The sequence below is a fragment of the Sphingobacterium sp. E70 genome, assembly GCF_019285695.1.
GTDB lineage: Bacteria > Bacteroidota > Bacteroidia > Sphingobacteriales > Sphingobacteriaceae > Sphingobacterium > Sphingobacterium detergens.
Map to the genome: position 1 here is coordinate 81,795 of NZ_CP079104.1, position 17,115 is coordinate 98,909.

A 17,115-nucleotide genomic window follows, 5' to 3' on the forward strand; every position below is an offset into this window, starting at 1 on the left:
GCTCTATCCGTTTTTTTCATAATGTTGACTTTTTTTAGCCCATAGTGACAATTTTATGCGTTATTGTACTTATGGATTAACTTTCGAATCTTTGCAAAGATTAGGAATAAATATGAAAAATAGACAAGAGGATATGCCAGTATTAAATAAAAATTCAGCAAAAAGTTGTCAAAACCAAAACGAACAGGTGCACGAAAAACAAGTGAGATACCAGTATCTATTCTGGAACAATTGAACAAGGGCGAGATTGAAACTGCCAATCTTGTCGAATGGCTAGCCGTAGACCAACCTGTTTTGCTAAACCATCTACTCACACAGCATGATCGGACAGCCTATCTTAAGCCTATATTGAAAAGAATTAACCAGTTAAAAAAACAGACTGTTAACAGCATCAATGAAGCCATCGGAACCGGACTTCTTGAACAGATCACGCAGCAAAACGACGCTGTTTTCCTCCAGACGATATCGCTTCATCCTGCTGATCTGGTTCGTTGTTGGGCCGCATATACTGTTGGGAAAAATAAGGATCTAAGTACCTCCGAAACACTAAACCGGATACAACAGTTTGCTGCTGACCAACATTTTGGTGTTCGAGAAATCAGCTGGCTAGCCGTACGAGAAAAAATAAGCAGCAACTTGCAAGAAAGCATTTATATTCTTACCGAATGGACCAACAACGTCGATGAAAATATTAGGCGCTTTGCTTCAGAGGCTATACGGCCCAGAGGTGTATGGTCTGCACATATTGATGCGTTAAAACAAAATCCCGCCATCGCCTTATCAATATTGGAAGCCTTGAAGTCCGATCCATCCCGATATGTGCAAAATAGCGTGGCCAATTGGCTGAATGACGCCGCCAAGACCTGTCCGTTATTTGTTAAAGAATTATGTACCAGATGGGAAAGAGAAAGTAAAAGTAAAGAAACCATATACATCGTAAAGCGAGCGATCAGAAACCTCAGTTGAGACGACAGATAACGCTAAATATCAAATCATTTTTAATTTTTCATACAACAGGAAATATGTACATTTGGTATACATCAACTCACGGATTAGGCCATGCAGATACTCCCGCCAAAAGAATTATTGCCTTACATCAAACACTACCTCTTTTTGGAAAGCGCTGCCGATTCGCAAAAAACGCTACGCTTATTCTCGGACGGCAATACAGGAATGGTATTTCTTTTGAATCAAGGCCGATTATCCATCAACCGAAACGATCATCTCCCGCAGTCATTTTTGTATGGTCAGATCAGTCATTTTAAAGATCTCTGTGTAGTCGAACGCATTTCCTTTATTATTGTTGTATTTCAACCCGATGGTCTCTACAAATTACTGGGTATACCGGCACATGAGCTAAGAGATCAAATCATTGGCTTAAAGGATATCTTTGGACAGTCAGCAGACCGGCTTTACGATCAGCTTATGTACTGCAAGTATCCAACAGCTAAATTAAATGCATTAAACACCTTCTTTTATACACTCGCCATTCAACACAAATCGCCAGGTCAGACCTGCTTTTCTAACGTATTAAAATGTATTACCGACCACAAAGGGCTCCTCTCTGTGGAAGAATTACTCAAACTCAGTGGTCATAATGAGCGGCAGATGGAACGGTTATTTGCCGAACAGGTCGGTATGAGTCCCAAAAATTCGGAAGCATTGTCCAACTCCATTTCTTTTTGAAGTTACTTCGCAATAAACCTGATGGTACAACACTGACGACCATCTCCTACGAAAGCGGGTATTTTGATCAATCTCATCTCATCAGGACATTTAAAAAATATACTGGTTTTACACCATCCATATATTTGAACAATACAAGCAGACTGGCAATCAATTTTATGGAGCTCCAAGCCTTGCCTGATCGTTTGTCGGATTTGTACAATTTATCTTAACAACTTACAAGTAGATTTGTCAATAGATCAAAGAAAGAAATATGGACAAATTAAGAATTGCTACAGCACAATTTGAGCATAAAAGTGCGGATAAAGCCTATAATCTGACAATCATCGACACCCTTGCGCAACAGGCCGCAGCCCAAGGTGCTGATGTGATTGCTTTTCACGAATGCTCCATTACTGGTTATACTTTCGCAAGAAATTTAGATAAACAGCAAATGCTCGATATTGCCGAACTCGTTCCTGAAGGAAACAGCACCCAGAAGTTGATCGAGATAGCAACCAAATACAATATCACCATTCTTGCCGGTTTATTTGAAAAAGATGAAAACGATAATTTATATAAGCCCTATATCTGTGTCGACAAAGATGGCTTAGTCGCCAAACATCGCAAATTACATCCCTTCATAAACCCCTATCTGACCCCAGGTCAAGCTTATACGGTATTTGAGATCAAAGGATGGAAATGTGGCATTTTGATCTGCTACGACAATAATGTCATTGAAAATGTACGCGCAACAAAATTATTGGGAGCTGACATTATCTTTATGCCACATGTGACCATGTGTACTCCTTCATCTAGACCTGGAGCGGGCTTTGTGGATCCTCAGCTCTGGCATAACCGTGAAAATGACCCAACCTCCCTGCGATTGGAGTTTGATGGAATGAAAGGACGCGGCTGGTTAATGAAATGGTTGCCAGCCAGAGCCTATGACAACGCCGTTTACACCGTTTTTTCAAACCCCATCGGAATGGATGACGATCAGTTAAAAATGGTTGTTCAATGATTTTAGATCCTTTCGGGGATATTCTCGCAGAATGCCATACATTTGACGATAGTTTTGTCATAGCCACAGTCACACCCGAAAAACTGATACAGGCTGGCGGACATCGTTATATCAGCGCCCGACGACCAGAACTCTACCGCAACATTATTGGTCAACAACATGAAGCAGAGCAAAAAGTAGTCTGGTTACATACAGAAAATAGCTAATCTCCATCAATCCAGCAACTGATTTAATGCTTTTCAATCGAAGTCTTAAATCAGTTGTCTCACGATTATCCACCAGAGGTACCCCAGCCATCTGTCAATTAAAGTATTGCGAACATTTTTTCGCTAAGCATCGCGCTACAACACCTTATTTATGTTAATTTAGCGGATTAATATTCACTAGCAGTTTAAATAAAATTATGAACTATATCCGAAGATATTGGAACATACTCACGAATATCGGAACGCATCCGGATATGTCCTATATCGACCTCAAAAGGATACAGATGGTCAATTTGATTGCCATACTTTGTTTATTGCCCACACTTTGCTTTTTTATCCTTAATATCATCGACCAACGTTATCTGCTGTCAACGATCAACCTATCCAATACCATTTGTTCTATTTCGGTACTCTTTCTACAATATGACGGTAAACATAACTTTGCGAAGGCGATGTTATTGGTCAGCAATTTCATCTTTTTTTTTTTTGGGTGCTATGTTATTTAAAAATGGCGGCGAATATTTTCTATTATGCACCCTGATTGCTTCGATGTTGCTTTACGACGACCGTCGTGTCCATATTTTTTCTGCCTTGCTACCGCTTTCGCTATTGCGTTGCTCTATTTCTTTCCGACCATTGTTCCTGTAGCCCAACGTGTCCCCAGGCTAAGACTGATCTTCAATATTAGCAATGCACTTGCCTTTATTGTTATCGCTGTAAATTCCTTCCTACAGATTATTTACAACAATATGGAGAAGATTGAGGAACAGCGTCGAAAACTGGAATCTATGAATCGCGATAAGGAGAAAATATTTTCCATTGTCGCTCATGATATCAAAAGTCCATTTGCCAGTTTGGAGGCATTGGTATTGATGCTTCGCGACCAGATTCTCAACAATACCGTATCTAGAGAATACATACAACAGCTTTATCAACAGATTGTACATCAAAATCAAGCGCTGGACGACTTTCTGCAATGGGGAAGTAGCAGTATGCGTGGGATTACCAGCCCTGCTATTTTAGTACTGATCGAACCATTGATCCGCGAAATCATCATATTGTTTACCGATCAAATACAAGCAAAACAGCTCAAGATAGAAGTTGCTATACCCGAAGGAACACATATCTTCGCCAATAAGGATCATACCTCCATTATTCTCCGAAACCTTATTAGTAATGCAATCAAATTTAGTTATGTGGCCGGAAAGATAAGTATTTATTGCAGTAGAAATGAGATTCATACCAACATTCATATCCAAGATGAGGGGGTTGGAATTAATCCCTCCAAATCGGCCTTACTCTTTAATGTAATACAGCATAAATCATTCGGTACGGAAGATGAACCCGGATCGGGCTTAGGGCTCGTATTATGTAAAGATCTGATCGAGCGCAACAAAGGTACAGTCGATATTCAGAGTATTCCCAATAAAGGTTCAATTTTCACTGTTGGCTTACCGTCATACCCCACCAGAAACCAGGGCTCCAAAAAGAAGCACAGACCTATTGCTAAAAACCTGTCCGTGCTTCTTATGCCGTGCAATATCCCCATGTATTCCTTTAGCACCGTATTCAATCAACAGCAGTGCAATTGAATTTCCTTTCCTAAAAGGTAAAAGTCACCAACAGGGCCTTATGATCTGTAGGCCATATTCCTTTTGGAAGCAAAAATTCATCTTCGCTATCTTTTTCCTGCTTTTTGGCATATTTCACCGTTTCCGCAGGTCCCACAATTCTCGCCCTCACCACTTTTAATGGTAGCTTACTACGATAATAGACATAGTCTATTCTGTCCCGATCATCCGCTGTAGGTGCCCAGACCAACTTATCAATAGGCACATCCTTATTGAACGCCGGATAGGTAAAGCCGGGATGACTTACCGGGTTAGGATACTGCACACGAAAACTATCTTTAAATCCTGCCTTTTCCAATAGAACTGAACAGTCCCAAGGCACTACAGCACCCCGATGGTCAAACAGATCCTTTGTCGCTACAGTCCAATCCAGATGTGAAGGTTCATTAAAATCACCCGCAACAATAAAAGATTGCAATTGCTTCTCCCCTCCACATCGTGTATAATATCACGTATCGCCTCATCCCTTTTGCTTTTACGATTGGCTTCCACAATTGCCGATACCTCAGTAATCGGATTTTCCATTTTCTTCCAGGTTACACCATCATACCCCTAGGTAGGTAACAGGCATAATTGGTATAATCCAGGTGTAAAGAATAAAAGACAAAATCGCGTTTGCCAACTTTGATCTTACTTTTCAACACACCTCCCATCCCACTATCTTTGCCATACAATGCGTGTTGGTCCGTCACTGGAAATTTGGAGATCAATCCAACATCCAGCTTTTCATCACTTGACTTACCAAAATAGCTTGCTCCTTTGGATTTTAATTCTGCTAATATCCGCTGGATATAGTCTGTCCCTTTGTAATTACGTACCTCACTAAAGAGCACGATATCCGCATGCTTGTCGATGATTTCATCTGCAATAGCCGGGAAACCATTGGGTACGACTGTCCCCTCCTGCCAAATATTGATCTGCAACACTTTCAATTCGGTTTTCCCTGAGCGACTATGAACTGCCCAATGCTGAGCAGTAGCAACAGCATTATAAATTTTCCTATTTTCATCTATGGTATATATTAATGCATCAGTATATAAAACTTGCCCTAGCGAACTAAGGCAAGTCTAATCTTCAAATATCCAAAGACTTTGGCACAAGTCCTATTTTATTTTTGTAACAACCATATGATTTTGTCTACATTGTCTACACCACCCCATTGACGTTGTATCGCCGCATCCACATTCTCCCGATTGGTATCAAATTCTGAGCTTGGATACATCCAGCGCATCGGCATTTTTGTATTCGTGATATTCTGATTCGTATTCGGATTAATCGGAAATTTCGGATATCCTGTACGTCTATAGTCATAATACGATTCCCACTCGCGTTGCATAAAAGACAACAGGTATTTCTGATACATAATTTTCTCCAAATCTGTCTCAAAGTTTCCGGTTAAAAGGTTTGACGGATGGTTTTGTACAGCTTGTATATTGGCACCATCAATCTTTTTATTATGGTGATAGTCCGCAACATCCGGTGTATTATCGGCCACAAATAGCATACTCGCACGGATGGCTTCATTGTAGTAGCTACTCGCCTGGCCTGGAATCCAGCCACGCAAGGCAGCTTCTGCCAAAATAAATTGCTGTTCAGCATAGCCTAACTTAACAATAGGCTCCCCGCTAGGCAATTGCGTATAACGTGCATTAATTCCTGAGAATTGACCAGAAGACCATCTTTTGCTGATCACATCAAATGAAGCTGAAGGGTCAACACTTAGATAAGCATCCGGACTATTGGCTGGCACCTGTTTATCTGTTTCGCTTTTTGCCGGTTTGGCAAAGTAATACAATCTGTTATCTGAGCTTTCCTTCAATTTATCGATGATTAGATAACTCAACATCGCATAGGGATTATGATTAAGCCGTGTAAAATATACAGGATAATATTCTTTGGCATTATTGGAATAAATGCGTTGAAAGTTGTCCGCATTAGAGGTCATCAAATCCGATTTCGCATAATTTTGAAAGCGGCTGGCCACTTTCAGGTCATTATCAGTCTGTTTAATAGACAAATGCATTAATACTTTAAGCTGAAAAGCGCGCACAGTCTTTCGCCATTTGACCGGATCACTCTTAAAAATTGGATCAGCCTCCAGCTTGACTCCTTTACCAAAAGCCTCATAAGATCGATCCAGATCATTTAAAATAGCCAACAAGGCTTCTTTCTGCGTATCATATTTAGGTTTCAAAATCCCGCTTTCCCCTTGGAACGCTTCAGTATAAGGGATATCTCCTAAAGTCATCGTTAGATAAAACATCTGATAGGCTTTAGCAAAGTAATATAGTCCCTCATAAGCCGGCCTATTTGCATCAGTCGTCAACTCCAACATTTTATTACCGTTGATTACTGTACTGTAGCCGCTCAGGTCCGATCGACCAAAAGAATTATATTGGTTGCCATCTGCGCTTTCTCCCCAGGCCAAGCTTTTAGATACCAGCTGGTTGGCGTAAAATGGCTTACCCATACTACTCGAAGTCAAATCCAAAATAATATTTGTCGCTAATAGCGGCCTTGACGCTCGTGTTGATCCATTGGGATCAGTATTGATATCCTCAAAATTATTACACGATGTAAAAGTTGTACCCAAGGTCAATACTAGTACAAATAATTTATTTATTTTCTGTTTCATGATGCTGCTGTTTAAGTTAAAATTGAAGTTTTACATTCATCCCGATATATCGGATTGACGCTGAGTTTAAGTTTTCTTTACCGATATCCGGGTCCGAATATTTAAAGTCCTTGGCCCACATCCACAGATTCTGCCCGATTAAACCTACCGATGTATTTTTGGCTTTGATCTTCTGTGACCAGGCAACTGGCAAACGGTATTCTAAGCTCAGATCTCTTAATTTGACAAAGGTCTGCGAAAACATAAATTGTGATCTTGGACTACCAATATAAGGTGCCATACGAATTTGATAGTTTTCATAGGACACTGGTACATCATTGGCAGTAAATACACGGTCATCTCTGGTGATATTACCATACGAATCGTAATCAACCGAACCAGAAAGCACCTTCACACCTTGACCTACATAATTATTCTTTCCATTGACCACCATATCATAGCGGTATTCGTTATCACTATCAGGGTGACTTCCCGAATTCCACATGGCCTGATCAGTCACACTTTGAGCAATACCACCAACACGACCATCAAAAGATAGGTTTAAGGTAAACTGCTTGTATGAAAAAGTATTTGACCAGCCCCAGATAAAGTCAGCTTCGTTAAATCCAGCGACAGTTTGGTAGGCACTCGCTCTAGGTAATCCGCCATAATGGATAATATTACCACTAGGGTCTCTTTCCCAATCATTAATAGCCACCCAGTTCCATCGAGCACCATCTTTTACCCAAGGTCTATCTGTGGAGTAATCCGGATCCACCCGATCATACGTATAGCGTTCTCGAGACCAGTTGATTTTGGAATTCCAATTAAAGTCAGCACTTTTATAACGTCCGCACCTAGCATAATCTCCACACCGCGTCTGCGTAGGTCTTCTTTGATATTGATCTGTGTTCTAGAAAATCCTGAGGCAGAGCTGATAGCCGCATCACGCTGTTGGTTAAATGTTAATGCGTCATAGTAGGTAAGATCAAATTGTATTCTATTTTTCAGTAAATTGATTCCAGTACCCAATTCCCATGAATCCATTGTGACTGGTTTAATCGAAGCATTTCTTAACGTGGATGGATAAGAAGCTGTTCCTAACCCCTGCCAAACATCGCTATTAATTGTATACTGTTGGTTAATGGCGTAGATATCGGGAGCCGTATTTGTCCTTGTCCAAGAGCCTCTTACCTTCCAGAAACTAATGGCTGAAGGCAGATTCAATAAGTCAGAGAGTACCACACTGGACAATACCGAAGGATAGAAAAATGAACGATTATTTTTGTCCAATGTAGAGCTCCAATCGTTACGTCCCGTCACTTCCAAAAAAACGGCATTTTTCCATGAAGCAGTAAATCGTCCATATATTGCATTCTCCTGGCGCCGCTCGAGTTGAGATGTTGTTGTTGCTGGATTGACCGAAGCTTTTAGCGAATAGAATCCTGGAATCGTTAGCCCACCTGAGGTGCTTCCATTTTGGTTATCCTTATTGCGGTAGTTTATTCCCGTACCCACGAAGCCCTCAACATTGAATTGGCCAAACTGTTTCTTTGCTGTTGCCATCAAATCTCCATTCACACTATAGCCACCCTCACGGCTTGTTGAGAAATAGCCTAACCGGTGCCATCCCCCACGGCACCAATTGGATTTTGGTATTGGTCGAGCTGCGAATAAACATCCGAACCCAGACGTGCCGTGATTGTCAGCCAGTCGTTTGACTTAAACTCGGTATTTAGGTAGCCATTTAGGATATTGTAATCACCGGAATGCACAATTTCATTAGCGATAAAATACGGGTTATCATACCAGGAAGCATCCATCCAGTTCTGTTTTTCATTAGGTGTCACCCAATAATTCTTATAATCCCTAATATCGTATTCGGTTCCCGACCAAACAGTTAAGTTGTAAAGAATACCGCCACCACCATACCCTGTGGCTCCCATATTTGGATAGTACCGCTTATTATAATTCAGCCCGCCCTCAAATTTAAATTTACCAGCAGTCATATCACCGGAGACGGAGTAAGTCATCTTGTTCAGCTTGTTGTTTTCATACTGGCCTTTATTATATACATGCGTAAAAGAAGCTCTGACGCCACCATTTTCACCCCGTTGAGCGATACTTATATTATTATTGGTAATAAAGCTTTGTTGTTGAAAATTTTTCAGATTATCTTTTCCTACAGATCGTAATTCGGTATCCTCTTCCTGAAAAGTATAAGGGTTATAAATCTTTGCGGTTCTTCCGATATCCAACTTATCGCCCCAGACATAACTTCCCGGTTTATATTTACCGCCCTGTCCTGTACTATAGGATGTCTGGACCTCTGGTCTCCGCAGATAACCCGCATTAAACATTGTACTACTATTAAGCTGCACATCCAATCCCTTTCCCTTACTCTTTTTGTGGTAATCATGATGGCTCCGGCACCGCCTCTGGAACCATATAACGCCGCAGCTGTTGCTCCTTTCAATACGCTGATATCTTCTATATCATCTGCCGGAACATCCGTAGACTAACAAATTGCGACGCTACCCCATCAATTACAATCAAGGGTGTACGCCCGCGTAGTTCAATTGTTGGCGTAGTGTTAAACTCAGTGCTATTTTTAATATTCAGACCGGCCACACGCCCTGTCAACGAAGTCGCTACATCCACACCTTTAGCTGAAGAAAGTGCTGCTCCACCTACCTTTTGGACAGCATAACCCAACGCTTTCTGTTCACGTTTTACCCCTAAGGCGGTCACCACGACTTCATCCAATGCCCTGTTTCCTGTGTTCAACTGGACACGAAGTTCATGTGAGCTTGAAGGGCTCAGCTCCACACTTTCAAAACCAAGAGCATTGACGAATAGATTTTGATCAGCTTGAACACGGATCGTAAATTTCCCCAGTTGATCCGTACTTGTTTTTCGTTCCCTTGACTTACCGTTGCTCCGGAAAAGGGCTTTTGTGATTCATCAATACGATACCACTGACCGTAATCAGCTGCTGTTGCCCTTCCGATTTCGTAACACTTGATTTTTCCTTTACCGAAAGGATGATATTTCCTTCCATAATACGGTAACTGATTTCAGTGCCTTTAAAAAGTCGCTCAAGCACGGCATTGATATCCTCGCCCTTGGCATTGACCGAAAAACTACGCTTAGTGTCAATCTGATTGTTGTTGTAGAAGAATCGAAAACCCGATTTCTTTTCAATTTCATCCAGGATTGTCTGCATGCTTTTGTTGCTGACAGACAAAGTCAGTGACTTCTGCTGGGCTTGGACAAATTGGAATGCAGAGATTCCAAAACCCAATAAGATCAGTTTTAATCTTAACTTGTTCATGATAATGGTTAATAAATTGTATAAGTAGAATTTTATTGTTTACATAGTAATAAGGCTTATTTATAGAGTTCCACCGTGATCGAACCATCGGTTTTGCTACCATCATTGATCATATTATATTGGATCTGCGAGGATATTTTGATATGCTCCAACACCGTAATCAATTGTTGCGAATCAAACACACCCGTAAACCGTTCGTCATTCAGTTTCGACGATTTCAAATTAAACTTGACATTGAATCGCTTGGATACAATTGTCAGTAACTCAGTTAGACTCGTGTTCTTGAGTACGATCTGATTATCTTTCCAGGAGGTCAGGGTCTTCTCATTTAATTCGTTAGGCACTATCGACTGATTTTTCCTGTTATAGACTATAGTCTGGCTCGGTTGCAGTAGCAAGGATTTAGACCCTGTATTGGATTGGTAATTAAACTGTACACTTCCCTCTTCAAGCGTTGCCCGCACAGTCGAGTCCGTATGGTAGGCATCTACATTAAAACGGGTTCCCAATACCTCAATAGCCGCCTGCGCAGGAGTCTGTACTTTAAATTTCTTTTCAGGATTTTTTGTTACATCAAAAAGGCTTCACCGTCCAGTTTGACAAGTCGCTCTTTATTGAATTTCTGCGGATAGCTGATCACTGTATTTGCATTCAACCACACCGTTGAACTATCTGGCAATCGTATTGAAGCTACCATTCCTGGATTGGTCCGCATGGTAACCCAAGCTTCGGAACCAGAACGGTTGTCGTACCATTGATACAACTGAACCAGCAACAGTGGAATAAACAGTACAGCCGCTGCACGTTGGAGTACCCGGAGATAGCTCAGCGATCGAACCGGCCTAAATTCACCGATTTTCCCGGTCATTTTCTCAAATGCCTGATCAGTATCAGTGCTCTCCAAAGTTGTGTAGGCATCGATCTGATGGTAAAATTCACAGAAGGCACGTGCTCTGTCTCGATTGCTTTCTGATTCCAGCAGCCAACCCCGCAAAAACTCCTCTTCATCTGCCGCTAAATTATTATTAACAAAATTCAAAAGCAGAGTTTCTATATATTCATCATTTTTATGCATTTTTACAATGATTTTAAAGGATGACTATTTAAGGGGAGTATATCCTAAAAATTTTTTATTATTTTATGAATACGAGTTTAGGCGACGAGATCCTCGTCGAAAATCTGGTTAAAGGAGATAAATACGCATTCGAGTCTATTTTCAAAAAGTACTATGCCCCGCTATTGGCTTATGGGAAGCAATATGTGGAATTAGCTGATGCACAAGAAAATGTACAGGACTTGATGTTATGGCTCTGGAACAACCGTGAGAACCTCTATTTTAGTACTTCCCTAAAAAGCTATCTATTTGCAGCTGTACGCAACCGCTGTTTGACAGCAATCAAGAAGGAAAAAACAAAAGCAAGTTCTTTTTATGAATTAAGCCAGCTGAGTGGATTCGAGCTATCGAGCCAGGATCTCTATTTTGAAAAGGAACTGAAAGAGAAGATCGATAAAGCAATCGCCAATCTGCCTAGTCCGTTTCGTGAGGCTTTTGAATTGAATAGGTTTGAGAATTTCACCTACAAAGAGATTGCGTTAAAATTAGGAGTTTCACCCAAGACCGTTGATTACCGCATCCAACAAGCGCTGAAAATCCTGAGGAAAGACCTCAGGAATTACCTGCCTTTATTGGTCTATTTTTACCCCATGCTACGCATATAACTTTCCCGGTTTCTATACTCGACCCTTACGCATCAAGTTGAAATACCTTTTTGTTATTGAGCTTATTTTTTACTGGATTATCTGCTACCATTTAAAGCAAGAAAGCGTCTTAGTCGCTATTCGAATACTAGGCCTATCTATAAACAAAAAAACAGAGAGGCTTGTTATAAAGAGTACATTATTCAAAAAATATCCCTAAGCTTTTGAGCTTAGGGGATATTTTCATAACGAAATCAATTAACCGATAATTATATTCGGCAACCGTTTTTAGCAGAGAATAGTACAGTGGTTTTCCATTAATGATTATTCAAGTGTACCAAATTTACCAGCCTGAAAGTCTTCAAAAGCCTGATAGATTTCCTCTTGTGTGTTCATTACAAAAGGGCCATAGCTTACAATAGGTTCGTCAATAGGTTCTCCACTCATAAACAATAAGACAGCTTGCTCATTGGCCTTGATCACGACTTCTTCACCATCGTTTTCAAACAGCACAAAACTATGTTCTTTGGCCAACTGTCCATTGACCTCCGCTTCTCCATTGACCACCAGAATGGCGGAATTGTGATGTTGCGGAACACTAAATGCTGTCTGATGTCCCTTTTCCAATTTAATATCAAAGAGATTGACTGCAGTATAAGTTTCGGCAGGTCCCTTTATATCCTGAAATACACCGGCTATGATATTGACGATCCCGCCATTTTCAGGCAACTGTACTTTGCCCATCTGATCTGCCGTAATACCCTGATAATGTGCTTCGGTAGATTTATCCTTTGCAGGAAGATTAACCCAAAGCTGTACCATTTCAAAGGGGCCACCAGCTCTGGAGAAATTCTCCTCATGATACTCTTTGTGCAATATTCCTGCTCCAGCTGTCATCCATTGAACATCCCCAGGATTGATCACTCCGCTGTTGCCTGAACTGTCGTGATGCGCTACACTGCCTTTATAGGCGATTGTAACTGTTTCAAACCCTTTATGCGGATGAACATCTACCCCACGAATATGATCTGATGGACCAAAATCAAATTCCGCATTGAAATCCAATAAGAGGAAAGGACTCATCCGTCTCTTGGTAATGCCGTTACCGGGAACCATATTATAAACACGGAATCCGTCACCTACCATACCGGGCTGTGCAGGACGAGGGAAGATTTTTTCAATTGATTTTTTCATTTTTAATACTCCTATCTTTTGAATTCATACATCACCGAATACGCTCCGCTTGCTTGCTTGCTTGCTTGCTTGCTTGCTTGCTTGCTTGCTTGCTTGCTGTTCGATTTTGTATATTCAAATTTACGCAAACAAAGAGGTATAAGCCAATAACCTAGCTTAAGCTAAAAGCTTAATGTAGATTAAGAATCCTTCAGCGTCTCTTGAGCTGCAGGTTTTTTAAAAAGCAGCCACAACAAGATAAAAAAATCAGGTAGGCAATATTAAATCCCGCTGCGAGTAACCAACCCTTCAGTACAGACGAGGGTAGGAATCTCAAGGGCAACTGATATATAGTGATAAAAACAGGACTGATAAAGGCTGCCCAGCGAGGTAACTGTGTCCTCCGCATAAAAACCAGTATCGAAAACAGCAGCCAGCCTACCATCAACACCACAATAGCCGTCCCCAAGCAATATACAGTACCTTCGTAAAGCCTGATGCTGTCTCCAACAGATATGGATGAGCGACCGGATCGCTGTGGTATATCGCTTTATATATTTCACCCGTATAATAAAAGTCCGCATGACCTAGCGGCATCAACATAACACTGACTATTAACACAAAATAAGTCCCCAGGCATACCACTTGATTTGTCGTTAAAATACTGATAGGCCAGCCACACGCCCGGTAAGAATAAAGTAGCTGTCATCGAGGCAATCAGTGCACCAAACATGAGACGTTCGCTCGACCCTTTCAGCATGAGTACCGCAATATCCACATCCACCTGCTCCGCATAAGTCTTCGAAAAAAAGTGGATATTCTCCAGGATCTACATCAAAACCCGCGACAAACATATCTCCGATAATCCAACATACCGCTGCCAGTATACTAGCAATAAATGACCATTTAATTTTTGTTGTGTAAAGCATATCAAGAATTATTCTAAATAATATAAATATGCTGCAAAGATATTGTTAAGAAAGCTATACAGAATCCGTCTAAAGGAGCAATTTATCCGCAGAAGGGATTTTTTGAATGGATACTGAGAATACGCAACAGTCGTCTCTGCTTAAAAACATTAAATCACTCAAAAACAACCATAACCATTGGTTATAAGCATGCATTTTTAGCACTACACTTTTAATTCATATAAACAATATAACCAACTAGATTACAAAAATAAAACACACACAAAACACATTTAAAAATCCCAAGTTCATCGCTACAAATCCATTATGGATATCCGACTCCATAGGAATCTATATTACCGATTTTATCATGCTCAAAATAGTATTTTATCAAAGCAGTCGCTTCGCTCATCGTCACTGCTGTGACGGCAAATTTGATCAGATATTCATCTATTAGTATCTCCACTTTGATTACTTTATTATCCGCTACTTCAGTCCTATCTAAGGGTTTCAACTGTAAATAAGAATCCCCGAATTCTTGGTTGTAAAATGTGTTTTCATCATCCCAATTCAGCGTATAGAACAATGCAAGAGCCTCTTGATAATTCATAGTTATTCCATAATGACCTTTGGATTTACTATGTATTATTTTCCGTAATATCATATTAAAAGCGAATTATTGAATTTAAAATAAAAGCTCCAGTCAGAATTCCCCAATGGAATAGTAGATTCTGGTTATTCCTTTCCTGTTTTCTACCATTTTGTTAAAGCCTCTTTCTTTTGTAAAGATAGTATCCAGTTTATCTCTTTCCTCCAAAATAGGTTTGCCAAAGATCAAATTAGCGAAACCTACATGATACTTGATCAACTTATCCTGGTAGTTGATCACGAGTTTAGCATAGTCGGAATCATTCCAAATATCAAAACTCACGATCTTATCCAAATCAAACTGTCGTACCCCGTCCCCTTGCACCAAGATGCGATCTGGATAAAATGCCATGATATATTTTTAGCGAGGAATTTCGAAAAAATAAATGCGACACAAACAAAGGACACAATACCTAAGCCTCCCATAATACCGATTATTTGTCCCCTATTCAAATCGGTGATATTATTGTGCATTACAAAACCCATAAAGGCTGCTACCGGGATCAGAATAGCCATCAGGATCAGTCCAATGGCTATCTGATATCTTTTGCTGCTAAGTGCTCTAAATGTCAGATTTCCGATCACTGTCAACGATATGGTATTATTTTCAATATTTTTTTCCATGTCTTAATTTTCCGATTTATAGAATTTATCTTTTATTCCCCTACTAATAAGCACCGCCCCATGACCACTATTTCAAACTAGCCATTAGCATATAGCAGTTCAATACCGACTAATACCCTTTTACAAAAAAACATAATAACAATTAATAATCAACACACTACAACAACCAAATTAAACACAAACTTCATCACTATCCATCCATCAGATCGGTGAAATTATGTGAGGCAGAAATGACTAAAAAGTTATTCCATTGTCCACTATCTATGGAGTTACGTTTAAATATAAGGCAATTACAGACCGGCAACAGCGGCAAATTGATATCCGGCACATCTTATTTACCATTCGTTGTATGCAAACTATTATCCGTGTAAATGGATGTACGCTTTCGTAAATACCTGGGAATGCTGGCTAATATGGATTTCTACTTTTTTATACTATTCTTGACAACAAAGCTATTTGTGTAATATAAGGTATCAGATAATATTATATTAAATTTTCGTTAAGCGGTAAAGTCATTCATAGCCCTATTCATCATATCATATGAAAATAATATACAAAAACTTAAGTCGAAATATATTATTTTCATCTTTAACCACAACATCGCTACATGCCCAAGAGAAGGTCAATGTGATCCTTCTTGGAATATACCATTTTAATAATCCAGGTAATGATGCGATGAGAATCGCTGAGCGAAATATTTTGTGTAAAAAAGATCCGTTGGAGTTTGAGGAAATAATCCTCTGAAAAACACAAGCCTTATCAAGTAGTTGTGGAGAGCGCGTTTTCCAAAAAGAAACATTTGAAATACCTACCGATTATATCAGGGTAATCAATACAATCTTTATACAGATACCTTGCAGAACAAAAGATCTAAGCGCTATACATCGAGGGCGAGACCTTTCAGCTTGCGTGATGATCGCTTTAACCCAAAGCACACATACACAAACTTTAAACTATCCTCTTCTAACAATTGTTCCTTTCTAAAAAAGAAGAACAAAAACTGACAGTCATGAATGATATTTTGATAAAAGATCATATTCAACAATTAAAGGATGTCGAAGCAGCTGACCTCTGGATCGACGAAAATTTTGCAAAGAAACTAGCTCAGGTGGACGGAACAACAGCTTTTGAGCGTCCCATCCCTGAAATGCACAGCATCGCAGAACTAGCATCCCATTTAATCGAGTGGCGCAGGGAAGTTTTGAGCCGCCTAAAGGGAAATCCAAGAGGACTTGAGATGAGTGATGCAGCAAACTGGCGAAATAATGATGAGTTAAGAAAACGTGGTTGGGAAAATCTAATGCAGGATCTTCACGCAACACAGCAAAATATTATTTCTTTTCTGGAAGGAAAAGATGATTCTTTCCTTCATACTGCTTACCCACATGCTGACAGCTCCTTTCCGCACAATTACAAGTACCTGTTAACGGGTTTAATTCACCATGACATGTACCACCTCGGGCAGATGGGTATTACGATTAAGTTTCTGAAAATTCAACATTGGGATGTATAACACATCCATTCTCAATGGCTTTACAAGAACGCGATATTTAGAAAACACAGGAGCTGATTGACATCCTTTATTTTTTC

General features: G+C 40.1%; 25 protein-coding genes. 9 read left to right on the plus strand and 16 right to left on the minus strand.

Annotated features, from left to right (window positions below):
* Nucleotides 1-165: 165 nt before the first annotated feature.
* The 7 genes from KUH03_RS00605 (at nucleotide 166) to KUH03_RS00635 (ending at nucleotide 4,487) form a co-directional block, all read left to right on the plus strand.
* The gene (locus KUH03_RS00605) at nucleotides 166-966 is read left to right on the plus strand and encodes a DNA alkylation repair protein (RefSeq protein ID WP_257091088.1); all 801 of its coding nucleotides are present in this window, start codon (nucleotides 166-168) and stop codon (nucleotides 964-966) included.
* Between the two features lie 93 nt (nucleotides 967-1,059).
* Nucleotides 1,060-1,686, plus strand: coding sequence for a DUF6597 domain-containing transcriptional factor (locus KUH03_RS00610; RefSeq protein ID WP_257091089.1), 627 nt, complete (start codon nucleotides 1,060-1,062; stop codon nucleotides 1,684-1,686).
* Nucleotides 1,683-1,898 carry an AraC family transcriptional regulator gene (locus KUH03_RS00615; RefSeq protein WP_257091090.1) on the plus strand — a complete coding sequence of 72 codons (216 nt, stop codon included), beginning with the start codon at nucleotides 1,683-1,685 and terminating at the stop codon, nucleotides 1,896-1,898. The genes KUH03_RS00610 and KUH03_RS00615 overlap by 4 nt, the downstream gene beginning before the upstream one ends.
* 41 nt (nucleotides 1,899-1,939) lie before the next feature.
* A complete protein-coding gene (locus KUH03_RS00620) occupies nucleotides 1,940-2,689 on the plus strand; it encodes a nitrilase-related carbon-nitrogen hydrolase (RefSeq protein ID WP_257091091.1) in 750 nt (249 codons plus the stop codon).
* Nucleotides 2,686-2,895: a hypothetical protein gene (locus tag KUH03_RS00625; protein ID WP_257091092.1), complete on the plus strand. Its 210-nt coding sequence runs from the start codon at nucleotides 2,686-2,688 to the stop codon at nucleotides 2,893-2,895. Before KUH03_RS00620 ends, KUH03_RS00625 begins: the two co-directional genes overlap by 4 nt.
* Nucleotides 2,896-3,092: 197 nt before the next feature.
* Entirely contained in the window at nucleotides 3,093-3,401 is a 309-nt protein-coding gene (locus KUH03_RS00630; protein WP_257091093.1) for a hypothetical protein, read from the plus strand.
* 108 nt (nucleotides 3,402-3,509) lie between these two features.
* Complete coding sequence (locus KUH03_RS00635) at nucleotides 3,510-4,487, plus strand: sensor histidine kinase KdpD (protein WP_257091094.1); 978 nt, start codon at nucleotides 3,510-3,512, stop codon at nucleotides 4,485-4,487.
* A 10-nt stretch (nucleotides 4,488-4,497) separates the two neighbouring features.
* On the opposite strand, the gene KUH03_RS00640 is transcribed toward KUH03_RS00635, so the two are convergent.
* The 11 genes from KUH03_RS00640 to KUH03_RS45095 form a co-directional block, all read right to left on the minus strand.
* Nucleotides 4,498-4,944: an endonuclease/exonuclease/phosphatase family protein gene (locus KUH03_RS00640; RefSeq protein ID WP_257091095.1), complete on the minus strand. Its 447-nt coding sequence runs from the start codon at nucleotides 4,942-4,944 to the stop codon at nucleotides 4,498-4,500.
* On the minus strand, nucleotides 4,884-5,051 hold the full coding sequence (locus KUH03_RS00645; RefSeq protein WP_257091096.1) for a hypothetical protein: 168 nt from the start codon (nucleotides 5,049-5,051) through the stop codon (nucleotides 4,884-4,886). The genes KUH03_RS00640 and KUH03_RS00645 overlap by 61 nt, the downstream gene beginning before the upstream one ends.
* Nucleotides 5,052-5,062: 11 nt before the next feature.
* Nucleotides 5,063-5,452 (minus strand): hypothetical protein, encoded by a 390-nt coding sequence (locus tag KUH03_RS00650; RefSeq protein WP_257091097.1) that lies wholly within the window; start codon nucleotides 5,450-5,452, stop codon nucleotides 5,063-5,065.
* A gap of 182 nt (nucleotides 5,453-5,634) precedes the next feature.
* Nucleotides 5,635-7,161: a SusD/RagB family nutrient-binding outer membrane lipoprotein gene (locus KUH03_RS00655; RefSeq protein ID WP_257091098.1), complete on the minus strand. Its 1,527-nt coding sequence runs from the start codon at nucleotides 7,159-7,161 to the stop codon at nucleotides 5,635-5,637.
* Between the two features lie 16 nt (nucleotides 7,162-7,177).
* Nucleotides 7,178-7,918: a hypothetical protein gene (locus KUH03_RS00660; RefSeq protein ID WP_257091099.1), complete on the minus strand. Its 741-nt coding sequence runs from the start codon at nucleotides 7,916-7,918 to the stop codon at nucleotides 7,178-7,180.
* A complete protein-coding gene (locus KUH03_RS00665) occupies nucleotides 7,882-8,853 on the minus strand; it encodes a TonB-dependent receptor domain-containing protein (RefSeq protein ID WP_373564917.1) in 972 nt (323 codons plus the stop codon). Before KUH03_RS00665 ends, KUH03_RS00660 begins: the two co-directional genes overlap by 37 nt.
* A complete protein-coding gene (locus KUH03_RS00670; protein ID WP_257091101.1) occupies nucleotides 8,757-9,521 on the minus strand; it encodes a hypothetical protein in 765 nt (254 codons plus the stop codon). Before KUH03_RS00670 ends, KUH03_RS00665 begins: the two co-directional genes overlap by 97 nt.
* A 109-nt stretch (nucleotides 9,522-9,630) precedes the next feature.
* Nucleotides 9,631-9,969, minus strand: a complete 339-nt coding sequence (locus KUH03_RS00675) for a TonB-dependent receptor plug domain-containing protein (protein ID WP_257091102.1) — start codon at nucleotides 9,967-9,969, stop codon at nucleotides 9,631-9,633.
* A 100-nt stretch (nucleotides 9,970-10,069) separates the two neighbouring features.
* Nucleotides 10,070-10,474, minus strand: a complete 405-nt coding sequence (locus KUH03_RS00680) for an STN domain-containing protein (protein WP_257091103.1) — start codon at nucleotides 10,472-10,474, stop codon at nucleotides 10,070-10,072.
* A gap of 56 nt (nucleotides 10,475-10,530) precedes the next feature.
* Nucleotides 10,531-10,992: a FecR family protein gene (locus KUH03_RS00685; protein WP_373564918.1), complete on the minus strand. Its 462-nt coding sequence runs from the start codon at nucleotides 10,990-10,992 to the stop codon at nucleotides 10,531-10,533.
* 50 nt (nucleotides 10,993-11,042) lie between these two features.
* Nucleotides 11,043-11,549 (minus strand): FecR domain-containing protein, encoded by a 507-nt coding sequence (locus KUH03_RS45095; protein WP_306429416.1) that lies wholly within the window; start codon nucleotides 11,547-11,549, stop codon nucleotides 11,043-11,045.
* Between the two features lie 65 nt (nucleotides 11,550-11,614).
* Between KUH03_RS45095 and KUH03_RS00695 the strand changes: the two genes are divergently transcribed.
* Complete coding sequence (locus KUH03_RS00695; protein ID WP_257091104.1) at nucleotides 11,615-12,193, plus strand: RNA polymerase sigma-70 factor; 579 nt, start codon at nucleotides 11,615-11,617, stop codon at nucleotides 12,191-12,193.
* A gap of 303 nt (nucleotides 12,194-12,496) precedes the next feature.
* Here KUH03_RS00695 and KUH03_RS00700 read toward each other — a convergent pair whose 3' ends face one another.
* The 5 genes from KUH03_RS00700 to KUH03_RS00720 all read right to left on the minus strand — a co-directional run bounded on the left by KUH03_RS00700 (nucleotide 12,497) and on the right by KUH03_RS00720 (nucleotide 15,525).
* Complete coding sequence (locus tag KUH03_RS00700) at nucleotides 12,497-13,366, minus strand: pirin family protein (protein WP_257091105.1); 870 nt, start codon at nucleotides 13,364-13,366, stop codon at nucleotides 12,497-12,499.
* A gap of 538 nt (nucleotides 13,367-13,904) precedes the next feature.
* Nucleotides 13,905-14,105: a hypothetical protein gene (locus KUH03_RS00705; RefSeq protein ID WP_257091106.1), complete on the minus strand. Its 201-nt coding sequence runs from the start codon at nucleotides 14,103-14,105 to the stop codon at nucleotides 13,905-13,907.
* A gap of 473 nt (nucleotides 14,106-14,578) precedes the next feature.
* Nucleotides 14,579-14,863, minus strand: coding sequence for a hypothetical protein (locus KUH03_RS00710; protein WP_257091107.1), 285 nt, complete (start codon nucleotides 14,861-14,863; stop codon nucleotides 14,579-14,581).
* A 93-nt stretch (nucleotides 14,864-14,956) separates the two neighbouring features.
* Complete coding sequence (locus KUH03_RS00715; protein ID WP_257091108.1) at nucleotides 14,957-15,184, minus strand: hypothetical protein; 228 nt, start codon at nucleotides 15,182-15,184, stop codon at nucleotides 14,957-14,959.
* A complete protein-coding gene (locus KUH03_RS00720) occupies nucleotides 15,181-15,525 on the minus strand; it encodes a hypothetical protein (protein WP_257091109.1) in 345 nt (114 codons plus the stop codon). Before KUH03_RS00720 ends, KUH03_RS00715 begins: the two co-directional genes overlap by 4 nt.
* 1,009 nt (nucleotides 15,526-16,534) lie before the next feature.
* On the opposite strand from KUH03_RS00720, the gene KUH03_RS00725 reads away from it, so the two are divergent.
* Entirely contained in the window at nucleotides 16,535-17,038 is a 504-nt protein-coding gene (locus KUH03_RS00725) for a DinB family protein (protein WP_257091110.1), read from the plus strand.
* Nucleotides 17,039-17,115 lie beyond the last annotated feature (77 nt).